Annotated in this window: 18 protein-coding genes; 8 read left to right on the top strand and 10 right to left on the bottom strand. The window is 66.9% G+C overall.

All coding sequences use genetic code 11. The annotated features are described in order from the left end of the window. Nucleotides 1–391 precede the first annotated feature (391 nt). The gene (locus ID574_RS60885) at nucleotides 392–757 is read right to left on the bottom strand and encodes a hypothetical protein (protein ID WP_223167818.1); all 366 of its coding nucleotides are present in this window, start codon (nucleotides 755–757) and stop codon (nucleotides 392–394) included. A gap of 238 nt (nucleotides 758–995) precedes the next feature. Here ID574_RS60885 and ID574_RS60880 point away from each other — a divergent pair, with 238 nt between their 5' ends. The 6 genes from ID574_RS60880 to ID574_RS47890 all read left to right on the top strand — a co-directional run bounded on the left by ID574_RS60880 (nucleotide 996) and on the right by ID574_RS47890 (nucleotide 4611). Beyond that, nucleotides 996–1304, top strand: a complete 309-nt coding sequence (locus ID574_RS60880) for a hypothetical protein (RefSeq protein ID WP_223167817.1) — start codon at nucleotides 996–998, stop codon at nucleotides 1302–1304. A 578-nt stretch (nucleotides 1305–1882) separates the two neighbouring features. After that, nucleotides 1883–2260 carry a hypothetical protein gene (locus ID574_RS47910; protein WP_188195736.1) on the top strand — a complete coding sequence of 126 codons (378 nt, stop codon included), beginning with the start codon at nucleotides 1883–1885 and terminating at the stop codon, nucleotides 2258–2260. Between the two features lie 182 nt (nucleotides 2261–2442). Next, nucleotides 2443–2760: an arginase family protein gene (locus tag ID574_RS47905; protein WP_188195735.1), complete on the top strand. Its 318-nt coding sequence runs from the start codon at nucleotides 2443–2445 to the stop codon at nucleotides 2758–2760. Further along, a complete protein-coding gene (locus tag ID574_RS47900; RefSeq protein WP_188195734.1) occupies nucleotides 2757–3659 on the top strand; it encodes a rod shape-determining protein in 903 nt (300 codons plus the stop codon). Before ID574_RS47905 ends, ID574_RS47900 begins: the two co-directional genes overlap by 4 nt. A gap of 57 nt (nucleotides 3660–3716) precedes the next feature. Further along, nucleotides 3717–4058 (top strand): TraR/DksA family transcriptional regulator, encoded by a 342-nt coding sequence (locus tag ID574_RS47895; protein ID WP_188195733.1) that lies wholly within the window; start codon nucleotides 3717–3719, stop codon nucleotides 4056–4058. Nucleotides 4059–4341: 283 nt separating this feature from the next. After that, nucleotides 4342–4611 (top strand): hypothetical protein, encoded by a 270-nt coding sequence (locus ID574_RS47890; RefSeq protein ID WP_223167816.1) that lies wholly within the window; start codon nucleotides 4342–4344, stop codon nucleotides 4609–4611. Nucleotides 4612–4732: 121 nt separating this feature from the next. Here ID574_RS47890 and ID574_RS47885 read toward each other — a convergent pair whose 3' ends face one another. Next, nucleotides 4733–5923, bottom strand: coding sequence for a WD40/YVTN/BNR-like repeat-containing protein (locus ID574_RS47885; RefSeq protein WP_188195732.1), 1191 nt, complete (start codon nucleotides 5921–5923; stop codon nucleotides 4733–4735). Nucleotides 5924–5972: 49 nt separating this feature from the next. Between ID574_RS47885 and ID574_RS47880 the strand changes: the two genes are divergently transcribed. Together ID574_RS47880 and ID574_RS47875 are read left to right on the top strand one after the other, a co-directional pair. Further along, nucleotides 5973–6476, top strand: coding sequence for a hypothetical protein (locus tag ID574_RS47880; RefSeq protein ID WP_188195731.1), 504 nt, complete (start codon nucleotides 5973–5975; stop codon nucleotides 6474–6476). Between the two features lie 540 nt (nucleotides 6477–7016). After that, nucleotides 7017–7235 carry a hypothetical protein gene (locus tag ID574_RS47875; RefSeq protein WP_188195730.1) on the top strand — a complete coding sequence of 73 codons (219 nt, stop codon included), beginning with the start codon at nucleotides 7017–7019 and terminating at the stop codon, nucleotides 7233–7235. A gap of 286 nt (nucleotides 7236–7521) precedes the next feature. Here ID574_RS47875 and ID574_RS47870 read toward each other — a convergent pair whose 3' ends face one another. The 8 genes from ID574_RS47870 to ID574_RS47835 form a co-directional block, all read right to left on the bottom strand. Continuing rightward, entirely contained in the window at nucleotides 7522–7710 is a 189-nt protein-coding gene (locus tag ID574_RS47870) for a hypothetical protein (RefSeq protein ID WP_188195729.1), read from the bottom strand. 228 nt (nucleotides 7711–7938) lie between these two features. Next, nucleotides 7939–8364, bottom strand: coding sequence for a hypothetical protein (locus ID574_RS47865; protein ID WP_188195728.1), 426 nt, complete (start codon nucleotides 8362–8364; stop codon nucleotides 7939–7941). Nucleotides 8365–8542: 178 nt separating this feature from the next. After that, on the bottom strand, nucleotides 8543–8857 hold the full coding sequence (locus tag ID574_RS47860; RefSeq protein WP_188195727.1) for a hypothetical protein: 315 nt from the start codon (nucleotides 8855–8857) through the stop codon (nucleotides 8543–8545). Nucleotides 8858–8959: 102 nt separating this feature from the next. Then, entirely contained in the window at nucleotides 8960–9502 is a 543-nt protein-coding gene (locus ID574_RS47855; RefSeq protein ID WP_188195726.1) for a hypothetical protein, read from the bottom strand. A gap of 205 nt (nucleotides 9503–9707) precedes the next feature. Then, the gene (locus tag ID574_RS47850; protein WP_188195725.1) at nucleotides 9708–9923 is read right to left on the bottom strand and encodes a hypothetical protein; all 216 of its coding nucleotides are present in this window, start codon (nucleotides 9921–9923) and stop codon (nucleotides 9708–9710) included. Between the two features lie 146 nt (nucleotides 9924–10069). Beyond that, nucleotides 10070–16132: an RHS repeat-associated core domain-containing protein gene (locus tag ID574_RS47845; RefSeq protein WP_223167815.1), complete on the bottom strand. Its 6063-nt coding sequence runs from the start codon at nucleotides 16130–16132 to the stop codon at nucleotides 10070–10072. 133 nt (nucleotides 16133–16265) lie between these two features. Next, nucleotides 16266–20270 carry a LamG domain-containing protein gene (locus ID574_RS47840; protein WP_188195724.1) on the bottom strand — a complete coding sequence of 1335 codons (4005 nt, stop codon included), beginning with the start codon at nucleotides 20268–20270 and terminating at the stop codon, nucleotides 16266–16268. 1132 nt (nucleotides 20271–21402) lie between these two features. Next, nucleotides 21403–23412: a discoidin domain-containing protein gene (locus ID574_RS47835; protein WP_188195723.1), complete on the bottom strand. Its 2010-nt coding sequence runs from the start codon at nucleotides 23410–23412 to the stop codon at nucleotides 21403–21405. Between the last annotated feature and the right edge of the window lie 176 nt (nucleotides 23413–23588).

Below are 23588 nucleotides of genomic sequence, written 5' to 3'. Positions count from 1 at the left end.
GCCATCGCCTGGTTCCCTTCGAATCTTGATCTTGCTACTCGAAAGGATCACGCGATGGCCGTCTCCATTTCACGACGCCACGCCTGTGACCAGGTCAAACTCGTACACCACTCCCGTGGACGCAACCGGGTGGCGTGAACGCCACGGGCTGACGAAGGCCTTGGATACCTACACGCCGGCGACGACACCGAAGGTGAGGGCGTTTCTCCAAGAGTGCATCGCTCAAGGCCGCCCCCTGCCCGGAACGACCATGAAGGGCCAGAAGAGCGCGGCCTGCCTCTACCTGGCCGGGATTCTGGGAACCAACGCCCTGCAGGTCAGTCGAATGGTCAACTGCCGCCCTGAGCTTGTCTTCAGCGACCGGGCTCCGCTTCGCACCCCGGTGCGCGGGCTACTGCACGGCCAGCCGTGGAGCGACCAGATCGACTTTTACGAAGCGCTGGCCTTGATGCAGCGCCTGGCCACGGCCTCGATGATCGTGATCGGGTACTTGTCGGGGATGAGACCCGCCGAGGTGCTCGGGCTGAAAGCCGGATGCTGCCCGGAACCAGACGACGACGGCGACCAGCGGGCCGTCCGTTACCAGATCTACGGCAACGTCCTGGAAGGCGTCCGGGATGAGCTCGGCCGCCCTGTCCCTGACGGACTCCCTCGGGATCTGCCCTGGACGGTGATCATGCCGGTCGTCCGCGCTATCCGTGTCCTTGAGTCGATTGCCGAAGGCGAGCACCTGTTCCCGGCCAACCCGGCCTGGCATCTGACCCAACCACGCCACACACGGCCGGCACGGGAGTCGGACCTGCTATCCACCACAGCCGCGGCCGGGCGCATCCAAAAGCTCATCTCCTTTGCCAACCAGGTGGCCGAACGACACAACCTGGCATCCGAGCGCATCCCCGCTGACCCCGACGGCAGCATCACCATGAAGCGGTCTCGACGACCTCTCCGAACGTATCAACAACGGGGAGGGTGTCTCCGGCCCGGCCGCCCGCCGGATGATCAAAGCCGCCCAGGACGCCCGCGTCCGGTTCGAGGGGATGTTCCTCTCCGACAAGATGGCCGAGGCCCTCCTGGACGAGCCGCAATTCAACGTCTGCGACAATCCGGAGACATTCCTGACCTGCAAGAACGACCCCGCGAAAGCGCTGTGCCAGATCACGAAGATCCGACGGAAGCCTCGCAGCCTCCCCCCGTCGCTAGACCGGTGTGATCCGGCCTGCGCCAAAATCGCCCGCACCGACAGCCACATCGCCCAACTTCGGCGCGAGATCGCCGAACTCGCACAGCGACCGCGAGCGGCATGACACTGGCCAGGACCTCTAGCATCTGTCACGTACGCCCTCAACGGGCCGGCCACTATCACACAGCGCTCGATGCAATGCGGCCAGACGTGCACATGTTGAAGGCTTTCCACGGGGGTGGGTGTGCCCCTGCGCTCAGCCGCATATGGCAAACCGCCTTAAAACTGTATGTCAACCTCGATGACTCACGCCTTGGCCATGCCGGGTGAGCGACCCGGCCTAGCGGAGGTTTCCTCCTGCTTGTCCTGTTCGTTGATGCCATGGGGCAGGGGCCCCGGCCCAAGGCGCTCGGCGGGTGGAACTGACCCGGCACGCCATCCGCGCGGGCCTGGTCGAGTCATGAACGCATCCCAGGACCATCCCGCTGCCTGGGCTTTCGTCACTCATCGCGCCCGCGTGCTGGTGAAACCCGCCCGCGATCTGAGAGTTGAGCATCCGAACGAAAGCCGCACAAGCGGGCGATCTCACACCGGTGCTCAATCCCGTACGCACATGGTGCTCCCACCAGTGACCGCCCAGACGGCGCGGGTGGCAGCGGCGCTCGTATGCCATTTCGCACCGTCTGGGCTATGGTCGGCCTTATGGCGGGACCGTGGAGCACACCACGAGGCTCTTTCGCGCTGCGCGGCGTGATGGGCCTGGTCCTGCTGTCCCTGCTGATAGCCGGCGCCTCCTGCGGCTGGTACGGCGGCGATCCGGCCACCCGGCAGGCCTTGACCTCCAGCCAGACGTGGGCTGCACACGCCGCCGATGACGCGTTGTCGAGCCTGCCGCCGCAGGCCTCAAGCGTCCGCGAGCACCATGTGCTGTCGCTGTGGCCGCCGCTGCGCGCCATGCGGCACGGCGAGGCCGCCCACCTTGCGCTGCTGCCCGCACCGGGCCCGGACGGGGATGCGATCGGCGATCCCCAGCAGTTCGGGCACCGCACCGTGGGATCGCGCAGCCCGCCGCTGATCTGACGCCACTCCTTCCTTTTTCACGATCTGCGCTCTCCCAGTCGTTGGTGCGCCGCGAGGCCGGACTGTCCATGCCCGGATGCCCGCCGGCGTGCGAGCACCGCTGGAGACGTTGCCCGGGCTGTCCCCGCATGCGGGGATGCGCCCCCTCTTCTTACGCGTACAGCAAGGAGCCGATCAGCGTCATGGCCGACGTCAGATCAGTCCACACCCACCTGCAGCACTACGCCCAGCACATGGCCCAGCTGGAAGAACTACGCAAGCTGCTGCACGACCAACTCGCCACCGCCGATTCATGCCCGGCCACCGATCCAGCCCTCCAGCGCGTCGCGAGAGGGCGCATCGCGGCCATCTGGGCCGCGCTGGAACGCATGGAGCGAGGGTTGTACGGCATCTGCCAGTGCTGCGGTGGCTTCATGGCCTTCGATCAGCTGCTGCGGGCACCGGATCGGACCGCCTGCGACGGCTGCGCGCATGCCCGCCGTCATGAGGCGGCGGCATGAACCCCGCACAGCAGGCCAGCCGCCTCTGTGACCGCGTCGCGACCCAGCATCGCCACAAACCGACGTCTGGAGGTGTCGCAGCCGCAAGGGCAGAGGGCCACGAGGGCCACGAGAGCCACGAGGGTCTCGTCCGCCGCCGCTATGTGGCGCTCGATCTGGGCACCGCGCGCACCCGATCGCTGTCGTCGGGCGCCTTCGCCATCGCCGACCGGCCCTCGACGGTCATCGCGTGCTCTCCCGCGACCGGCGCCGAAGTGCCGCTGTGGCCGCTCCGGCACGGTATGGTCGCCGATCCGGGAGCGTGCCTGCGCCTGGTTCGTCTCGTCCTGCAGGACGCCCAGCTGCCGGGCGGCCGGCCGCTGGAGCGGGTGCTGACCGGCGTCCCCGTGGCCGCCTCGCCCAGTGACCGCCGGGCGGTGCACACCGCGGTCGCAGAGGCGGCCGGGTGCGCGGTGATGCCGGTGGAAGAGCCGCTGGCCGCGGCCGTCGGCGCCGGCCTGGACATCACCGACCCGCGGCCGTGTCTGCTGCTGGATGTGGGTGCCGGCATCGTCGAGGTCGCCGCCATCCGCAGCGGCGCCATCGGCGACGCGGCAGCCCTCCAGCTGAGCGCCACGACCAGCGCCGGTCTGCCGCCCTACGCGCTGGACAGCGTCGTGGAGATGACGGCCGGCCTGCTACGCCGCCTGCCCGCTCATCTTCGCCCGGCCGCGCGGGGCAACGGCCTGATCGTCACCGGCGGTGGCGCCCGGCAGGCGCAGTTGCTGCACCGGCTGCGTGCCGCGCTGCGCATGCCGATCAGCGCGGCGCCCGAACCGCAGCACGCCACCCTTCGTGGCCTGATGCGGCTGTGCCTGCAACCGGGCCTGGCCGCGCGCCTCATCGCGCACGGCGGCTGAATCGGCGGAGCCGGCTGTCCAGTTTTCCCCTCGTTCGAGGAAAAGGGGTTTCCCGTCATGACCGATACTCGACACACGCCTCACCTCAGCAGTGTGCAGCTGCAGGCGCTGCGTCAAGACCTGCAAGAGCAGCTGGAGCGGCGCACCCGCCAGCTGCGCGACCTGCAGGCTGAGACGCACGACGGTAGCGGGGCCGACGACACCTGGCAGGAGCTGCTCGTGTCCGTGGCCGCCGCCCACCGCGCCATCACCGAGCTGACCCAGGCCCTGGACCGGCTGGCGGCCGGCACCTACGGCCGCTGCAGCCACTGTGAGGCGGGCATCCCGTTCGACCGGCTCAAGATCCGGCCGCTGGCCCGCCTGTGCATCAGCTGCCAGCGCCGATCCGAAACCGCCTAGCCTGCCGCCCGCCAGGCGCGACGAGCAGGAGAGGCCGGTGCCGGATGTCGAGCGTCATGTCGCCGGGCCTGGCCCCGCCGGAAACCGTGCGTCTTTCCCTTGTCCGCGTGGGGAAGACGCACGGTTACGTCCGGTTCACCGCAGGAGCCGCCTTCACGCGGGAGCGAGCTGGTGATCAAGGCAAGCCAAACGCGCTGTCGGCCCGGCGCAGCTCGGCCCGGATCGGACGCGGCCGTCGAGCCGGTGGATACAGTACGTCGTCGAAACGGGGCAGAAAGTGCTCATGGTCAGATTGGATCGCCTGGTCAACGTGCTGGGCGGATACGGAGTGCGGCTTTGTAGCCAGCCCGGGGCACGCTCAGCTCAGCTGCGCAGCGTGGCGATGCCGGACCCCACCGACGAGCGAGTCGTGGGCGATGTGTTGTTGGCGGTGGGCGCCGCATCCGTGGCCGAGGCGGTGCAGTGGGCTGTTTTGGCCCGAGCCACCGCGGTGCTGGTGCGCGGCGATACCGACAGCGCCCACGAGGCCAGCTCGGGGTCTGTCGGGGCTTGATCGCCGTCTATGTTCGCCCGCCAATCTCTTGGTTGGCATGCCCTGCTCGCCGCGCAGCAGTCGGGCCAAGGCCTTCATCCAGGCCTTCGAACCGCGTCGTCCGCCCGTCGCCGCAGCGCGGTCAATTGACCGCAATCGGGTGCCGCAGCCAGATCCAGCCCACGCTGTCCTCCTCGGCCTCCGGTTGGCTGCCGACCGCGATCGCCCGGCGGCTGCCCGGGATGGAGGCGAAGTCGCTGGCGATGAACCAGCTGGTGTCGGGCGGCGTCTTTTCAGGCCACCACTTGCGACCGTCGTAGTGCCAGATGCGGCCGTGCTCGTCGCCGAGCCAGAGGCCGCCACGGCCGTCGGACACGATGGTGCCGAATTCGGAGTAAATCCCGGATCCGGGCGGCTGGAAGGCATCGGGCGAGGGAGCGTCGAGCGACTGCCAATCGCGCCCGTTCCAGTACATGACGAAGCCCGGTTCGTATCTCTTGCTGTCCCGGATGTGGAAGACTCCCGCGATCCACGCCTTTCCTGGCGACGCCGCCACGATTCGCTTCAACGTCACCTGCTGCGAATGAAGCCGGTCAGGCAGCGGTAGAGCCTGCCAGCGCTCGCCGTCCCAGCGCGCGACGGCGGGGACGTTGTCCGCCCCCACGCCCATGGCCCACAACTGCCGGCGAGAATCGGCGCTCAGAGACGTCACCTCGCCCGCGAAAGGAGCCGGTACGGTCACCCACGAGGCACCCGACCAGCGCGCGACCACGGGACTCTGGCTCTCGTCATCCATGCGTCCGGCCACCCACACCTCACGTGGGCCGATCACGACGGCATCGTTCAGATTGGCGATCCGGCCCGGACGGCCCTTGTGCGACCAGCCGACGCCCTCGCGCCGCCATACGTCCCCGTCCTGGCCGAACACCCACACGTCACTGCTTGACAGCGCGGATACCACCTCGAGTCCGTTCCGGCCATTCTTCCCCGGAGGCTTGACCGACCGCCATCGGCGGCCGTCCCAATGCTTCACGATGCCCGCGGACTCATCAGCGGCGGATCCCACCGCCCAGGCGTCCCGGGGGCCCGGAGCCGCGACGCTCCTCATGTAGATCGGGTCGTCGCCAAAAACCCCGGTGTCCTTCCACGCTCCCCGTGCCTGCCCCAGTGTGTCCTGTATGGGAGCGGTCTCGACCGGCGTGGGCTGGGGGTCGGCAACCGGGCCGGATGTCGACGAGGACGTCAATGAGGGTGGCGCGGTAGGGCGATGCCCGTCGCTGCAGGCCGTCACCGCCAGCGCTACCGCCACGATGACCGCAGTTCTTTTGGTCACGTGAACATAGTAGGACCATGGTGTCAACAATTGGGGTCGCGTCCGACTTGTGGCTAAGTCTCTTTTGTGGGCCCTGTCCTCTCTTTCGGTGGTGGCGGAGCAGCGCCGACAAGATGGTGCGGGTGTGAAAGGTGGCTACGAGTCGGCACCTGGCCGCCCTTTCCCGCAGCCACCCCGCCGACGCCTTTTAGCCACTGAAGCCAATATGAAGACGGCCGATGCTGAAATGCTTCGGCAAAGAAACTATCTGCACATTTTTGTCAAGGGAGTCATGGACCGCAAACTGATAATTGCATTGATGATATCAGCCGTGGCGTTGGTCGCAGTATTTGCGAGCGGCGAGCCCGGCCCGACTTCCGATAAGATGATGGTGCAGCCCGTCAACACGTTGGAGCAATGCCGGACAGAAGGCGCCAGGTACGCCAGAAATCCTCATACTATCACCTATAGTTGTGAAATTGTGGCAGAACCTACAGCTCATTGGGACCTATATCTGTACGTCTTGCCGGACAACACGTGCCGATCGCCATCAGGATACTGCGGAGATTTTTGAGAAAAGGTGTGCAAAACGGGACGGCGGAAGGTCGGGGCGAGGTGCGACGTCGGCCGGCGGAGTATGCGCGACGCCCCGGCGATTCACCAGCTCACGAGCTGCGGCCACCAACCGCTTACATTTGCCTGGCCGGCTCAAGGCCACAAGCGGGAGAGCCTCGCCATACCGTCGCCTACGTCCTGTGTCAGTCACCATATTGACAATCTGGCCCCTGTTCTTCACGAGATCGTTTTTGCGGCTCCCGTCATGAATGCCGGGCGGGCCCGTGCGACCGGGTATGGGCGGTCTTCTGAGTCAACCCCGTCATCGGGCTCGCCGGGAGCGGGCTGAGATCGTGTCGCAGATGGTTTTCGCGTCGGCAGTCGGGCGCCCTGCTGGTGATCGCGGAGTTCTGCCGCCGGTTGACCTCGCCTGAACCGCTGTGGTCGCTGGAGGGCCGGGCCGTGCAGCTGGTCTTCGGTATCGTGCCCGGCCCGCTCAACGACAATCTGTTCGCCCGGGCTCCGGATGATGCGATCGCGCCGGAACCGGAGCAGATCGTTGGATCGGCCGGGGTGGGCGCGAATCATCGAGTTCGGGGCGTTCGAGCAGGTCGATGGGGACCACCCGGCCTTCAAACGCTGTCACTCCGAGGACCGGCGCACCGACCTCAAGCAGGTCCAGGCCGGGATCGCGGTCACCCGCAACGGCGGCATTCCGATCTACCACCGGGCCTTCGACGGCGGCGCGGGGAGGTGTCCCAGGTCGTCGATGCGATGACGGCGCTGCGAAGATCGCCGGACGGCGCAAGAGACTCACGCACGATGCTGATGGTCGGCCGCCGCACGCGCCTTGAAACTGGCCAAGGCCACCGCCGAACTGGACCGGCTGGTCCGCACCGGCAAAACCTGCTGTCACGCCACCGCCGGGGACGTCGCCCACCGGCCTTTGACCACGGCTCGGACGCGCTCCTCCAGCTCGTCGAACGCCAGCGCGCCGCCCTCGACGAGCACGAAGTTGGCGCGGTTGGCCTGGGGCGAGGGCCTCGAGCTGCGCAGCGAGGCCCTCAGGGCCGTCGACGCGCGGCCGCTGCGAGCGCGCTAGCCGGAGTGAGCCCGTCCGCGACCACCAGCCACGTTCTGGCAGGTTGGAGCCATGGGGACAGACACCACGCCAGCGCCAAGGCGATCTTGACGTCGGCGGCCAGCGCGATGCTCACCGACGACGGCTCGCGGGAGGAGATCGGACAGATCATGCGGCACACACCCGCTGATCACCGCGATCTACGCCAAGGTCGGCCTGGCCGGAATGCGGCCATTGGCCCGCTCCTGGCCAAAGCGCGGCCTCAAGCGAGTGAGCGCGTCGTGAACGCCGCCTGTCCACCCGCCTGTCCACCCTTGCGCCAGGCGCTCGGGCACTCACTCGGATGTGACTCGCGAGAGAAGGCCGGCGCCGCGTGAGCGTCGGGCAGAGTGCGCTGCGCTCACGCCAGTTCGGTGCACCTCCACCCAGCTTTCTCGACCGCTTTCTCGTCGCTCATCTTGATCCTGTCGATACTGTCAATGGCTCCTGCAATGTAGCGCTGGACATCGGCTTTGCGGCCATACATCAGTACAACGTCGGCCATGCATGTCACGACCTTGGACGGCACTCCTGAACCCAGCTCCGCTTTTATCCTCTTGATGAGCCGCGCCTTGCTCGGGCGATTATCCGACCTCGACTTCGCTGTGGATTTTACAGTTGGGCTCGGCGTTCCTTCGGCGGCGGTGGTCGGGTTCGCGGCCTGGCCGAGATCTTTCGCCGCGCCACAGGCCACCAGCGCGAGCCCCAACGACACCGATGCAATACCGAGCGCACAAGCGCGATCGAGAGGAGAAATCATATTATTCCCCCTCCTGTCTTGAATCATCAGAGTGATTATCCATCAACTTCCCATTGGCCCTGCGAATTCGGCCCAGGGCTCAAGGAAAGACTTAGCGGCCATCTTCATGGCGCCCGCCGAGACGGCCCGCGCAGGCCGTCGCGAGGACGACCTGCGCAGGCTGCGCGACGGATGGCGACCTGTCTTCAGCTGTTCGATTCGTCGCTCAGGACGGGACCTTCACGCTGCGTCCCTGCCCTATGTCCACAGGGCCCGTCCCGGGCTTGACCACCCGAACGACGGTGCCGCTGCAACCGGGCTGCTGGTAGACGGCGACCGAGACGTCGGTCCTGTTCGTGACGCCGGTGAAAGTGGGTTCCGGAGAGAAGCATCCCGCGCTGGGGTTGGGAATAGCAGCGTCGGGCCTGTCAGGGAAGTGCAGAATGAGAGATCCCGTTGCGGCATTGGCGGTCGTCACGTTGGCCGTCCAGGCCATTCCGGTCAACGCAAGCGCGACGACGAACATTCTCGTGGTCTTCATGACAACAATCCTTCCTTTGGGCTATCGGAACTATCTGTGGATCTCCTCCTCGGCATGGACGGTTCCTTGCTGAGGAGAAGTGTGTTCCTTTCACGCTGTAAATCAGAAGTGCGGATCGAGCGCGGGCCTCCACGTGTAGGTGCCATCAGAGGACAGTGACCAGGTGCAGGTGATCCTCCACTCTGTCCGCGGTCCAGCACTTCGGTTATTGCTCCTCGGGAGAAGCCTGGCTCTGCGGCTGTAGAATCCATCCCCGGGGACGATCTTGTCTATCCACCTATAAGTAACCTCAGAGAGGAACCCGGTGTAGTTGTTGCGGGAGCTGATGGCATTCGGCTGAACGTAAATGAACCACCCGTAGCCGGCCGCATCTCCCCGGAGCCAGATCTCACGCTCGACTGTGCTGGGTTCCAACCCACTCCTCGGGAATGCCGTGAGCTGCTGAGGCTTCGCATTGTAGGCTGTATCGGCGGCGTGCGCGGCTCCGGTAAGCATCATCATTGTGATGACCGTCCGGCCGCCGCGAGCGACTTGCTGAACGTCGGTTTCATGAAAATCCTCTCTGGATCTAAACCCTCGCACATCGGTCGAGGGCACTTCTGATTGCCGCAGGAATATGGCCGCTCCATTCGCGGTGCGATCCACTGAGGCATCCATGAAGCTAAGACGGCTACCTTTGCCCGATTTGCCCGCCGCGGATCACGTAATGCTCACAGGACGTTCTTGAAGCGATTGATGCAGTTCTTTGCACCGAATGACCTTTCCGTTTCAGAGCCTGCACAATACAGCTGCCCGCCGCTTTCCTTTCAGCGCCGATTGATGCGTTCAGCGAGAACTGCATCTCAGACCGTCAGGGTCGGTCGTGACAGCGGGTTGTACCGCTGCAGGCGCAGACGTTCATTTGTTGCGAGGCGAACGGGTCGGTGATCGGATCGGCCAAAGAACACTCGCCCGTCATCGGCTCGTATTCGTCAGCGCCCAGCCGGTTCGGCCCGGTTTTGGCCACCTGGACCAGATAGGTACAGGTGGTGTTGTCGAAGGCACCTGACTGTGCAGTGCCGTTCAAGCGGTCGAGCAGCGTCCGACGTGCCGTCGGCGGCCATATCAGCTCATCCCGTCGGGGCCATAAGATGTAGTTGTGACCCAACCATTACCGGTTGGAGCACAACTACATCACACTTCCCCAACGGTAGGGTTCGATTTGTCGATCGACTAGCCGTTCTTCATGGCTGCAATGATTGCGTAAATTCCCGCCATACCGCCCATGGTGAGTCCGACTGTTGCGACAAAGGCTCCTGTTGCCGCCGCTACTGTGCCCAAGGCGGGTAAGGTAGCGATTACGAGGCTGCCGAGTCCCACTGCCGCCCAAGCAGCTGTCAGGTTTCTGTGGATTCGGACGCCGCGCGGATTATTAACGATGTGATTCACATAGTCGTAGCTGGCTATGAACTCCCAGTTGCCATGGGCGATTATTCCGCAGGTGTCCTGCATGCCCAAGGTCGGCCGACATTCGGTGGACCAGTGTTCATAGAGGATGTCTCCGTTGCCGTCGACCGTATACACACCCTTAGTGTGTCCCCCGTCGCGATATACGGTGACTTTTGTCGTGCGGTGCCTGTTTATCCAGTCCCGGAAGTTCAGCCAATCCTCGAACCCCTTAAATATGCTGCCGATTTTACTAGTTGCCGCCGTGAGGCACATTGTTGTGGCTTCGGCGGAGCTGTTACAGTCCGGCTTCGACTGCGGAGTGTGCGGTATCCACAGGGCGTTTTTGATGCGATCGGTACGATTCTTGTACGCGGCGGATCCCTGCTTGAGGGACTTCCGCAATGCGGCCGATCGTTTGTTGTACTGTTTGCCGTTCTTCCGCAGTGCTTTGCCCAGCTGCTTCGTCCGATTCTTGTTCCTGCTGCCGGAAGCGCGCAGCGCTTTCTTGAGCGCATCGGTGCGGGAGTTGTATCGCAGGCCGTAGGGGTCGGTCATGGTCGCGGGGTTGTTGTTGCTGTAGGCGTAGGCGTTCATCTGTTGCGGGTCGAACGGGTCGATGATCGGGTCGGCCGAGAGGAACTTACCCGACATCGGGTCGTATTCGCGGGCGCCCAGCCGAGTCAGGCCGGTTTCTTGGTTGGCCGTGCCGCCGACGAAGCCGCGATTGCCCCCAGGCCATTCGGTCGTCGTGCCGCGCGGGTTGCCGAACAGATCCATGCGGCGGGACGTCGTGGCCAGGGTGGTGGCGTCGATGGCGACCTGGGAGGTGCCGTGATGGTCGGCGACCGTCCAGGTGAAGCCGTCGCCGGTGCGGGTGCCCAGGCCGTCGTAGTAGCGAGTTCCCGTGGTGGAGCCGGTGGCGGTGTTCAGGCGAAGTTCACCCTCCCCCACGAACAGCGTCACCGCGCCGGGATCGCGGCGGATGAGTTGTTGCCCGGTCGCGTCGTAGAGGTAGGAGGTGGTCTTGCCGCTGGCGGTGATCGAGGCCAGGAGTCCTTCGTCGTTCCAGGTGAGGGTCTGCAGGCCGGTGGGTCCGGGGCGGGATGTGGTGTTGCCGGCGGCGTCGTAGCCGTAGGCCGTGGTGGTGGAGTTGGTGGTTGTGTTGGCCACCGCGTGGGGCCGGGTCACGCCGTCGCCGGGATCGGGATAGGTGTAGTCGGTCACGGCATCGGCGGCGCCGGCCAGGCCTTTGACGGTCTTCTTCGTGCGGTTGCCGATCGGGTCGTAGCCGTACTCGTGCCAGTAGGGTGCCGGGCCGCCGATGGTCGCGGCGGACGGGGTGGTCGCGCAGGTGTCGGTGCCCTGAGTCCAGGCGGCGGTGACGCGGCGCAGGTGGTCGACGGTGAAGCACTGGGTGTCCTGTTGCGAGCCGGCGGTGCGGTCAGTGATGCGTTTGACGTTGCCGGCGTGGTCGTAGCCGTAGGTGAGGTCGTGCACCATGAGGCCGCCGTTGTCGGTCTTGTCGCGTTCGGTGAGAGTTTCGGTCAGGCGGCGGGTGCCTTCCTCGTAGTAGGTCGTACGCCACAGCCGCTTGTCCCCGGCGCCCAGCTCCAGTTGGGCAATCTCGCCGAGAGAGGTGTACTTGGTGTCGGTGACGTAGGTCAGCTCGCCGGTCATCGTCTTCGATCGGCCCAGGTCGTCGTAGTCGTAGGTGATCGTCTCGGGATGGAGGTCACCCAGCTTGGGCAGCGTCTTGGTGGCCAGGCTGCCGTCGACACGGTAGGTCAGGCGCGTGGTGTAGGTGCCGGCGAGTTGGTTCTCCACCGCGGGGATGGTCACCGACGCACCTTCCGGGCGTCCGGCCGCGTCGTAGCCAGTGACCGCTTGGCTGTAGGGCTGCTGGTTGACGTACCGGGTGGAGGAGGTCAGGGCACCTTTCGCCAGGGTGTCGTAGACGTTCTTGGTCATCAGGGTGCCGGTCTCGGAGCCGAGGCGGGTCTCTACCAGGCGACCGAAGGTGTCGTACGTGGAGGCGATGGTCTTGCCGCGGGCGTCGGTGACGGTCTTCAGCTGGCCTGCGTCGTCGTAGGTCATGGTGGAGGTGCCCCGGTCCGGGTCCTCGGCCTTGATCTTGCGGCCCAGCACGTCATAGCGGTAACGCCACACGTTGCTCGCCGCGTCGGTGACCGCGGCCAGCCGGCCGGCCTTGTCGTAGGCGTAGCGGGTGACGTCGTTCGGGCTGGTGAGAGTGCGGCCGTGGTACTGGACCAGGGCGGTCACCCGGTCGCGGGCGTCGATCCACGTGGTGGTCGCGGTCCCGCCCTCGGGCGGTATCTGGCTGACCCAATCGGGGCTGTAGGAGGTGCTGGTGCGCCATCGCTCGGTGTTGCGCTCGAAGTAGATCTCTTCTCTCTGGCGTTCCGCGCCGTCGTAGGTGGTGACGGTCGCAGGCGGCAGCTTGGCGGCTTCCGTGCCCGTCAACGAGTACAGCGTCGTTCCGGGGTCGCCAGTGGCGTGGTAGACGGGGCGGTTGACGCTGACCAGGCCGCGCGTGTCGTACAGGGTGTCGGTCAGAGCCCGCCCACCCCCGGGACTGGGGGCTTGGGTCTGTCGCAGGCGTTGGAAGCCATCGAACAGCTCGTACGTCGCCACGACGTTGCCGTTGGCCCGCAGCGTGCTGGTGCGGATCCAGTTCGGGCCGCCGGAGCGGTTGACGCCGTACTCGTAGCCGATGTGGGGGTCGCCGTCGGTCTCGGTCCGACCCGGCTTGTACACCTTCACCAGGCGGCCCAGCGGGTCGTAGACCAGCGACGTCGTCCGCCCCGCGGCGTCCACCTCCGTGACCGGGTGACCCCAGGCCGGGTCGATGGTGGTGGACGTGACGTGGTTCCCTGGACCGTCCGCGTTGTTCGGATCGGCCACCTTGGTGACCCGGGTGGTGGTGGTCAGGCCGTGGGTCTGGGTGTAGGCGGTGGTGGTGGTCCGGTTGAGCGCGTCCTTGACCTCCCTGACCCGGCCGAATTCGTCGAAGACGGCGGTGCCCTGCACCAGGTAGGCGGCGATGCCGTCGGTGTAGCTCTTGGCCGCCTCCGTCCTGGTCACATCCCCCTTCAGCGGCGCCAGGCCGAACGCCTGACCGTCGTAGGAGATCTTGGTGTCGGAGATCGCGTCAGCCGGGTAGGAGGGGGTTGTCCCGCAGGCCACGCCCACCGTCTTCGTCGTGCTCGGGAACTCCACCAGCATCGCGGCGACGTTGTGCGCGTACGTGGTGGTGGTGCACCGGTCATCGCCGGGTCCCGCGACGTCGCCCAGGTCGTTGACCTCGATGGCGTTGCCGTACTCGTCGTACTTGGTGTCCACCCGGGTGGTGCGGAAGGTTCCGTTGCTCCGCCGTTCCCGGGTCTCGCTCCGCTTGACCTCCACCTGGTGTGCCTTGTAACTGCCCTGAGTGGCGGTCAGCCGGGTCCACGGGTCGTTGAACTCGGTGCTCAGCGCGGTGGCACCGTCATAGGTGATCTCCTGGCGCACCATGCCGGCCAGCGGCTCGATGTCGGCGACGTTCGCGCCGGTGGAGTCGGTGTACTCCACCGTCCTGGCGCCGCCGGCGGCGTTGAGCCGGTCGCCGTGCATGCCGCGGAAGTACAGGTACTCGGTCTTGGACTCGGGTTTGTTCTCGTCGTTGGCCGGGTCGCCTTGCCGTACGGTGACCTTCTCGTAGCCGCGCCAGGTCGACCAGGTGCGCTTCTTCTCCTCGATCAGCGGATCGGTGCTGTACGCCCAGGCGCCGCCCTTGGCGGTGTCGTAGTCGTAGTTGGTCACCATGTTCTTGGCGTCGGTCACCAGGTCGTCCTGGATCACCTTGGCCACCACGTACTTGTGGAACCAGTCGTTGACCGGCTCGGTGGCCGGCGGCATCGCCCACTTCACCGGGAAGCACCGCTTGGTGTTGGTCTCCGGGGTCGCCCGGGCGCCCGCGGCACAGTCCGGCGGCGCGTAGGTCACGTCGATCGCGCCGCCCGATTCGGAGGTGATCCTCGTCAGGCGGGGCTTGTTCAAGGGCGGCAGGCCGTCGTCTGCCGCGTTGACCCGGTTGGGCAGCATCGTGGCGTCGAACGTCACCGCGGGAAGCGTGATCGTGGCACCGTTCTTCCCGGCCAGGCCGGTGTGGGTGATGCCGTTCAACCACAGCACCCTGTCGCCGCTGCCGTCGTTGACCGGCGGGAAGGTGTGCGCCAACTCCCACCGGTCGACGCTGCGATAGGTCCCGTTGCCCGTCGAGACCTGAGTGGTGATCTTGGAAAGGCGCTTTGTGGACCAGAACGTCGGGGCGTTCTTAGTCCCGCACGTCGCGGTCGTGCACTCGGTGTCCCACGGAACATCCGGCCAGGCGACGGTGTCGGTGTGGGAGGCGCAGTTCGGGCCCGCAAGGCACCGGTCCGCCGGCTCGAACACCACCCGCGCCGGCGCCGGGCCCGCGTACTCGGCGCCCGCCCGGGTGCCGTACTCGATGCGCGCCAGCGTGCCCGCGCGCGTGTAGGTGCCGGTGGCCTGGCCCATGTTCTGGGCGTACTTGTTGCTCTCCGGGGTGTAGAAGTAGCTCATCGAGTTGCCGTGCGCGTCGACGACGTAGTCGAGGTTCCACCGGTAGGCCTGCTGGCACGCCGAAGCGGCGAACGTGGCCGCGCGGCACGGCTCGTTGGCGTCGTTGCCGAACACCGGCGCCGTCCACGTCGACTGCGTGGTGGTCTTGCCCGATGTCCAGCCGGGCAGCCGGTTCAGCCCGAAGAAGTACTGCGTGCCATCGGTGGTGGTGACCTTCCAGTACTCACCGTTGTCGTCGCCGTTGGCCAGGGGGTCGTTGCGGACCACCCGCTCGATCTTGGTGCCGTCGTCGTCCTCCGGCCGCCACACGTTGTTCTCGAACACCATCCGCCCGGACTGCTCACCGAACGACAGCGTGGCGTTGTCGGTCTCCCAGCACAGGTCGCCGGTCCTGGTCGTGCCGTTGTTGCCGTTCAAATCCTCCGCGCAGGCCTTGTAGGAGCGTTCGACGAACCCGGGCATCAGGTTCCAGCCCTCCCCCACCCACGACGGCTGGTTGTTGACGGACACCGTGCGCCCGTCCACCGCGTTGGACGAATACGACAACGCGAGCTCCGGTTCCAGCCCGCCGGGCACCGGGGGCGCGTTCAACGGGTACGACCAGGAGAACTCCCCGCTCTGTGTGGAAACCTGCCACAGGCCGGACGGGGCCAGCGACGTCGCCCTGTAGTCGCCCTTCGGCCCGTCCGCCGCCGCGGCCAGCACCAACGTACTCGGCGCGTCACCCACCGACACCTGCGCCGATACCGTGCCCGCCGTCAGGTCGTTGCGTACGGCGGTGACCGGGGTCGCATCGCCTGAGACGGGGGCGAGCGTCAGGCGCGACGCCCAGTCACCGCCGTACGCGTCCTGGAAGGCCGAATAGTCCACCGTCACCGTCACTGGGCCGCGTTCCGCCCTGCCATCGGCGCGCCGCACCGAGATCAGCAGGCCGGCCACGCCCGCCTTCTCGGCGGCGGCCTGATCCCGCACCTCGACCTTGACCCGCTCCGGCCCCGGCTGCCCGGTCGCCGCCACCCACACCGGTAGCGACCCGGCCTGGGCCTTGGCCGCAGCAGAGCGATCGGCCGCAGCGGTCACGGCCACCTCGGCGGCGCCCGCCGACGGCCAGTCCGTCCTCGCGGCAGGCCGGCGGGCGGGCGCCGCCTCGGGGTCGGGCCGGGCGGCCGGAGGTTCGAAGTCCTCGCCCGGCACCCGCTCGACCTCCTGCGGCTTGCTCGGCCGGGCCGGCCCCTCAAGTGCCATGACCTCCACGATCCGCGCCAAGCTCGCCTCAGCCGGCGTACTGGCCATCAGCACGATGAATAAGCAGGACAGAGCCGTGATCGAGCACAGCTGCCAACGGCTACGACGCATTTGTCTCAGATCCCTTCCTGGGTCACAGGCCGGTGGCGACGAAGCCGAGGGAGCGATCGAGCTCCTCGCCTTCACAGGCGCGATCGCGCGAGTCGAACAGGTCGCCCCAGCTCGTACGGCAGCGGAACAGCTCCGCGCCGACCGCGCCCGGAGCCCCAGGAACGTCTCGCGGCGAGCTGGTCCATAGGTAGCCGAGCCGGCGCACCACCGTCTTGTCCTCGCATCCGGCGTCGGTGGAGGTGAAGGTGTCGGTGCCGGCGCGGCAGCTCATCAGCGCGGTGGTGCCGGGCAGCTGGGTCATGGCCAGGGCGCCCTGGTTGCGCTCGGCGCGGTAGTTGGCCTCGATCACGCTGGTGGCGCTGGCGTGGTCGTAGGGGTAGCCGGTCTGCAGGTGCCTGATCAGGTACGTGTACGCCAGGCTGTGGCCGAGCGGGTAGTTCTCGCTGGTCTGACCCTCACATTGGGGATCGGCCGAGGCGAAATGGCCCACATTGGGGATCAGACACCGATACAGCCGAAGTGTCGGCACGCCCGCGGGCGGCGTGGTGTAGAGCCGTCCGATGCTGCCGAGGTTGGTGTGCGTGCCGCAGCCCAGGGCCAGGAAGTAGTCCCGCTCCCCGTTGCGGCAGGAGTGGACGGCCTGGGTGTTCGGCGCGTCCTGCGGTGCCGGCAGGCCGAGGGAGAACTCGAAGTGTGAGCCCGGAGGCGCCTGCCCGGTCGTCACGACGTGGTGACCGGCGAGGTTGTAGTAGCGGGCGAGCTGGCCCGCGTACGGGTTGGGCTGCCGGGTGACCGGCATGCTGTCGTGCTCGATCTTGATCTGGTCCCGCGTGCGCACCCCGGTCCAGGCGTGCACGTCGTCGATCGCCCCGGCGAACGGCGTCGCCACCGCCCCGCCGGCCTTGCCCCGGCCGACCTGGAACGCGCCGGCGGCGTTCCACTTGGCGGTGGCCGGGATCTCGCTCTTCAGCTCGGCGTCTACGTACAGCCGGATCCGTCCGTCCGCCGCGTCGTACACGCCGGCCAGGTGCGTCCACACGCCTTCCTGCGCCACGTCGCTGGAGTCGACGCTGACCGGCCGGCCGTCGCCGGCGTTGGACTGCGCCAGCCCGAACGACCACTTCCGGGTGTCGCCGCGATAGCGCAGTTGGAAGCCGCTGGCCTGGGTCCCGTCCTGGCTGAGCACCGTCCGCGACTGGCCGTCGGCCGTGTCCAGCCTGGCCCAGGCGGTGACCGTGAAGCTCGCGTCGGTGCGGAACGCGGGGCCGGTGACCTGAAGGGTGGAGACGCCGCCGTCGAACCGCACCGCTCCGGCCCCCACCTTGCCGGTGGTCCAGGAGGCTGCGCCGCCGAGGGAGCCGGGACGGTAGTTGCCCGACACCTCCTGCGCCGTCGTGCCCGTACCCTCGTCGAGCGGCAGGAACACCTCCTCGATCGCCGGAGCGGTGGCGAGGTCGTGGATCTCCTGCGAGCCCAGGATCCGGTCGTAGAGGCGTACCTCATCCAGCGCGCCCGGCCAGTGTTCAGCCGCTCGGGCCCGGCCCAGTTGCACCGATCCGGTGGCGTCCCACGGGGTGGTGTGAGCGGCGGACGTACCGGCCACCCCGTCGACATAGATCTTGATCTGCCGGGCTCCGGCGTCGTACACGCCCACCAGGTGTGTCCAGCGGCCCGCGACCGCGGAGGCGGCTGACTCGGCGATGCGACGCTCGGCGGCGGCGTTGTCGGAGGCCGGGATGGAGAAGTTCCACTTCTTGCTGGATGGGTTGTACTGCAGGAAGAAACCGCTGGTCTGGGAGCCGTCCTGGCTGACGGCCGTACGGAAAGCGGTGTCGAGGCGGTCGATTTTCACCCACGCCGAGACGGTGAACGACTTGTCCGTGTGCACGGTGGCCCCGCTTGAGGCGCTCGCGTATCCGGTGGTGCCGTTCAGCCACAGCGCGTCGCCGTACCGGCCGACCTGCCAGCGCGCCGACGCCTCCAGGGTCGCGTCGTGGCCGTTCGGCGCGTCGTCGACCGCCTTGGTCTCGGTGTAGCCCTCCAGTTTCCAGTGCCCCCGCGGGGGCGTGCCCCTGCCGACCCAGAAGCGGTAGCGGTACTGGGGTCCGGGGTTCCCCGCCCGGTCCACGCTGCGGACGTACAGGTCCATCGGCCCGTCATCGGGCGGCGTGACCAGCACGTTCGCGCTGCCGGACGGGGCGGCGACGTGGAAGACCTCGTGGCCGTACAGGTAATACTCATATCCACCCACGTCGGTGACGCCGTTGGCGCCGAAGGTGAAACCGCCGGTGAAGCCCACCGCGCCGCCTCCCGAGCAGGAGCCGGAGTCCAGCGAGCACTCGGGGTAGGTCGCCGAACTGACCGTCGGCGCCTTGTCCGGGCCCGTGCGGTCGACCGTCACGTCACACCACGGACCCCAGGGACCGGCGTCTATCCCGTCGGTGCCGCGCACCCGGAACGCCAGCTTGGTCCCGTCCGCGGCGTGCGCGGCGGACACGTCGGCCGTGAAGGTGGCGCCGGTGGTCTTGGGCCCCACCATGGCTCCGCCGAGCCGGGCTCCGCCGCGGGCGTACCACTCGAACTCCGCCGACAACTGGCCGCCGTCGGGATCGGAGAGCGTCGCCGACAGCTGCGGGCCGCGCAGCCCCTGGCTGGGATCGTTGTCGATGTAGGGGCTGACCCGCGGCTCGTTCGGCTCCAGCGCGCAGGTCTTGCCCTCGGCCTTCTGCGTGGTCGGCGCGGCTGGCGGCGTGTTGTAGGTGACGACCAGGCTCGGCTCGACCGGGGCCGTCTCTCCCGCGTTCCGCTGCCACCTGAACTTCTTCCAGCCGTACTTGTCCGACTCGTTCCCGGCCTTCAGCATGATCGCGGTTGCGCCGTTGTGCGATTTCAGCCCCTTCTCGACCGCGGCAAGGGCGTTGAACCCCACCCAGGCGGCCGGACAGGAAGCGCTGTAGCCCCAGGCGACGTTCTGGGTGCCCAGCGCGACCTGGGTTCCGCCGACCTCTTTGTACGGCTGGTTGTCCCAGTTGGTGGCCGCGCTGACCGGATCCGTCCCGTACGCCGCCACGTCCGTCTTCGTACACGACGGTGCGTAGTGTTCGAAGACGTTGAACTCCGCCTCCAGCACGTGCTTGCCCACCAGGAAGGCGGCGTCGTACTGGAAGTAGGAGCGCGCGACGCCGATGTTGTTGCAGAAGTCCCAGCCGCAGAAGCCGACCTTCGCCACCTTCTCGCCGTCGCCGCCCCAATACTCCTGGTCGTGATGGCCCGACAGCACCATCGCCATGCCCGTCCGGCCGGCGTCGAAGTCAGGATCGATGTACACCGGGAATCGCGTCGCCGGATCGGCCAGCAGTTCCTTGTCCGGCCGCAGGACCAGCGTGTCGCGCTGGACTTCGAGACTGCCCACCGCCCGCCTGGCGTTCGTCGGCGTCGAGTCCCACGCCATCGGCGCGCCGGAGCCGAAGGCCAGATCGTCCTCGTGGTCGTAGACGCCGATGTCCCCGTGGCCTTCGCCACGCACCTTCACGCCCTCGGTCGCCAGCCCGAAGGTCAGTTCGGCGAGCTCGGGGTTCGCCGCGGCGGTCCTGTCCTTGACCACCAGCACCTTGCCGAAGCCCTCCGCGGTCGCCGTCATCCGCAGGTCCACCCCGGGCAGGACCTCGGGGTAGGTCGCGGTGTCCCCGGTCAGCACCGGCTTCGGCAGCGGTGCCGGCCAGCGCAGCTCGATCCGTCTCTTGTCCTGCCCGAACCGCACCAGTGGCTGGTCCCCGCCTCCGGAGAAGGTGACGGGGATCGTGGTCGCGCCCGGCTCCACGCCGCCGTCGGCGCGCTGCCGCAGCGTCGTGTCCACCGGCACCCAGCCCGAGCCGCGCCGCACGCGTACCGGGGTGATCCGCAGCTCGGCCGTGAACGATCCGTCCGGGTTGGCGTAGACGTCGCGCACCTCGGACTGCTCCAGCGTCGCCGCGACCCGCTTGCCGGTCCGCCGCGCCTCGCCCGCCGCCCAGGACGCCGAACCCACCGGATCATCGCTACCGGAGGCAGGCGTATTTTCCAAGGTCATCGCCGCGTTCCCGGGTGCCCTAACCGGAAATGCGCCTGCCTGACTCTCCGCAGGTAAAAAACAGGTAAGTACGGTCGTGAAACCCACGACCACAACAACCATACGTCGCCACACCGGGCGCCTCCAGAACGAATGATCGGGCAGACAGCCTCATTAGCCCTTGCCGTAAATCGACGGTGAACCGCCGTCCAAGAATTCCGCTACGTGGCGTACTTGAGGTGCCTCCGCCGACGGCGCACATATTGACGAGAGTCATTGTCATCGGCTGAAAGCACTCAGGCCAGGACTTAAAGCGGACATTTGTCGGACTGCTGCCGCGTCCGAGCCCCGACGACTCACGTTGCGGCCGTTTCAGCTGAACCGATCAGTGCGTGTGAAGTGTTCGCCCGAACGTCCTTTTGAGGTGCTGCAGGACGGCGCCGCCGACAGACGCTCGGGTGGGCGGCGGTCTCCACGCAACTCACAACCTGTATTGCGGCTTCTTCCCAAGTTGTCGTGCGTGTTCGTGCTGTCACTGGAAACCGGGAGGATACACAAGCGCGTCCGCGGATTAGGAACGCGTACTTGCACGGCCCGGTCGTGGATCTTCAGGATCCGCTGACGGGCGGCGAGCATCCAGCCGACGTTGAAGCCGGTCTTGTTCCCGGGCACGGTGAGCTGCCGCTGGTGGCGGGCCGAGGACCGTACGGGATCGGTCTGATGGCCGCACTCAGCACCCGCACGTGATCCACCATGGTGTCGGAGCCGGCCGGCCCGCTGCGCAATGGCAGGGCCGGTTTGCGGTTGCCTCGTATCGATCGTCCCGCCGTCGTCCTCCTTTTTCCGGCCCCGGCGGCGTGCCGGTGGGGCGCGGGAGATACGGACGCTGACGGTGAACTCGGCCCGGCCGATGGAGTCGCCTTTGACCCGCATCTCCTTCAGCAGCCGGTGACCACGCCAGGGACGTCCTCGGCCGTCGGCCACCGCAAAGGTGGGCTCAGATCGAGCCCACGCTTTGCCGGTCAGCTCACCACGATCAACCATTCAAGCGTGAACGTTGATCATTTGTCAGGCGTCCCTGGTTGTACTGTCCCTTCCAGCCCGGTCCGGGTCAGTAAATGCCCACCTCGGCGAACTGCAGCCGGTAGGTCGGATCGTTGGGATTGGTGTTGCGGAGGCGGGTCCCGACGAGCCGCACATATCTCGCCTGGACTGGGCTGAATCCCAGCCGGAGCGGAGTGCCCGAGGTCGGCGTCGGAAGATCGGCGACCTGGGCCACTGCGGTCCAGGTCGTGCCGTTGGGTGAGACGTCGATCCGGACGTCAACCGGGAAGCCCTGGCCTTGGTTGCCCGGATCGGCCCGGGGGAAGAGCATGACACTCGAGACTGGTTTGCTGTCACCGAGGTCGAACTGGAGGCTCTCGGTGTGATCCGTCTGCAGCTGATCGTTGCTGCTCCAGCCCATCGACGCGGACGTCGAAGTGATCAGGCCGTCGTTGATCGCGTCAAGCCTCCAGCCACCGCCGGTGTAGGAACTGCTCGCCGACACAGCGGTCGCGTAGGCGCTGCTGGTGGTGACTGCGGTCATGAACTTGTGGGACCTGTTGACTTCCGGCGTCCAGTTCCCAGTGCCACTACGGTAGGAGCTCCCGCCGCCGGGATAAGGGGCGGCATCGTTGTAGGCGAAGCCATAGCAGCCTGTGGTCGCGGCCGAGCGGGCGAGCAGTGCGTACCGGACACCAGCGGAAACCGACCCCCTCGTACGGACGACGATCTGTCGCGGCGACCAGCCGACCGCTGTCCGCGGTACGACGGTGGTGCTGAGGGTTCCGGTAGGCCGCAGTCCATCGTCCACGGTCACCAGGTCGATGACGAGGTCGTGTGACGCCCCCTCCTGGAAAACGGTGAGCGACGCCGCATCCAACCGGCCAGTGCGAGAGGGGACGAAGCTCTGCAGCCTGCTCCAGCCCGAAGCGATGTCGCAGTGGGTGCGGAACCCGGTGACCCCGGAGTGACGATCCAGGTCGGGGATCGGATGCTGGCTCCCCGGGGCCCCGGTAGCCAGATCCAATGTTGCGCTCGCTGTGCAGGAGAAAGGCTCGACGGCTCCGTTTCTGGCGAATGTCAGCGGTGTCCAGAAGTAGTTGGCCAGGGCCTGGTTTGCCTTCCCTGCGTGCCAGAGATCCGCGCCGTACAGATACGCGGTGCCGGATAGGGTGGGGATCGTCGCGACGAACGCGGGCTGCCCGTTGCACGAGTTGCTGTTGATTGTCCTCGGGCCGGACCACGTGGTGAGCGGGTTGCTCGCTGTCCTGAATTCCGTTCGGGCGGCGCAGTATGGGCACGTGTTGCCGGACACATGGTAGTAGGTGTTGCCGCGGCGAAAGAGCGATGGTGCTTCGGTGCCTTGCCCGCCGACGACCGTGTGCTGGCCGGTGCCGCTGGTGTAGCTGGCGTTCAGCTGCTCCACGACCTGGCGGTGGCCTCCGCGGATGTCGGTGTAGGCGAGATATCCGGTGCCGTCGTTGTCGACGAACAGGTCCATGTCGCCGTTGTTGAATCCCGGCCCGCTGCCCTGAACGGCCAGCCGCGGCTCGGCGACTTCGGTGAACGGGCCGACCGGTGTGGTCGAGGTGAAGACGTGGTAGCCGCTGTTGTTGTCGTAACCATTGATCCACAACACGTATCGGTTGGTTGCGGAGTTGTAGACGACATGTGGTCGGTAGCAGCCGAACCGCGGCGGTGCGCACCGGCTCTGCCACAGCGCGGTGGAGGCGTTGAACAGCAGGCCACGGTCGGTCCAATGGACCAGATCGGTCGAGCTGTAGGACTTGAAGCCGCAAAACGGCGTGCCACTGATCTGGAGTTGGTAGCCACAGTCGTAGCTGGTGCCGTACAGGTAGTAGACGCCGTCGAAGAATGCGAGGTCTCCATCGTGGGCGTCCACCGCGTTGCCTTCGGTGTCGTAGCGTGTAACCTGCTGGCCCGCGGCGTCGAAGTTTGTGATCGTCGTCTGGTGCGGCGCCGCGGCCGCCGGTACGACCGGGACCACGAGCACGGTCGCCACGACCGCCGCTAACAGGGCGAGCGCGCCGATTGATCTCGCGAGTAAGTGGTTCATCGCCGTCCGTTTCGATGATGTGCACACGTGGAGGACGCCGACCAGTCGGGGAGGCCGGGCGGCACGCTATTGATTCAGCTGAGGCTCTGCGCGACCAATTTCCGGCCGGTCCGTCATGGATCCTCGCCGACCTACCGGTTGGGGTGACGGCAGGAATGCGTCGCTTCACTCGGAAT

This window comes from Nonomuraea sp. SYSU D8015 (assembly GCF_008065375.1).
Taxonomy (GTDB): domain Bacteria; phylum Actinomycetota; class Actinomycetes; order Streptosporangiales; family Streptosporangiaceae; genus Nonomuraea.
The sequence above is the reverse complement of the archived record's forward strand: the minus strand, read 5'-3'. Positions and strand labels throughout refer to the sequence as shown.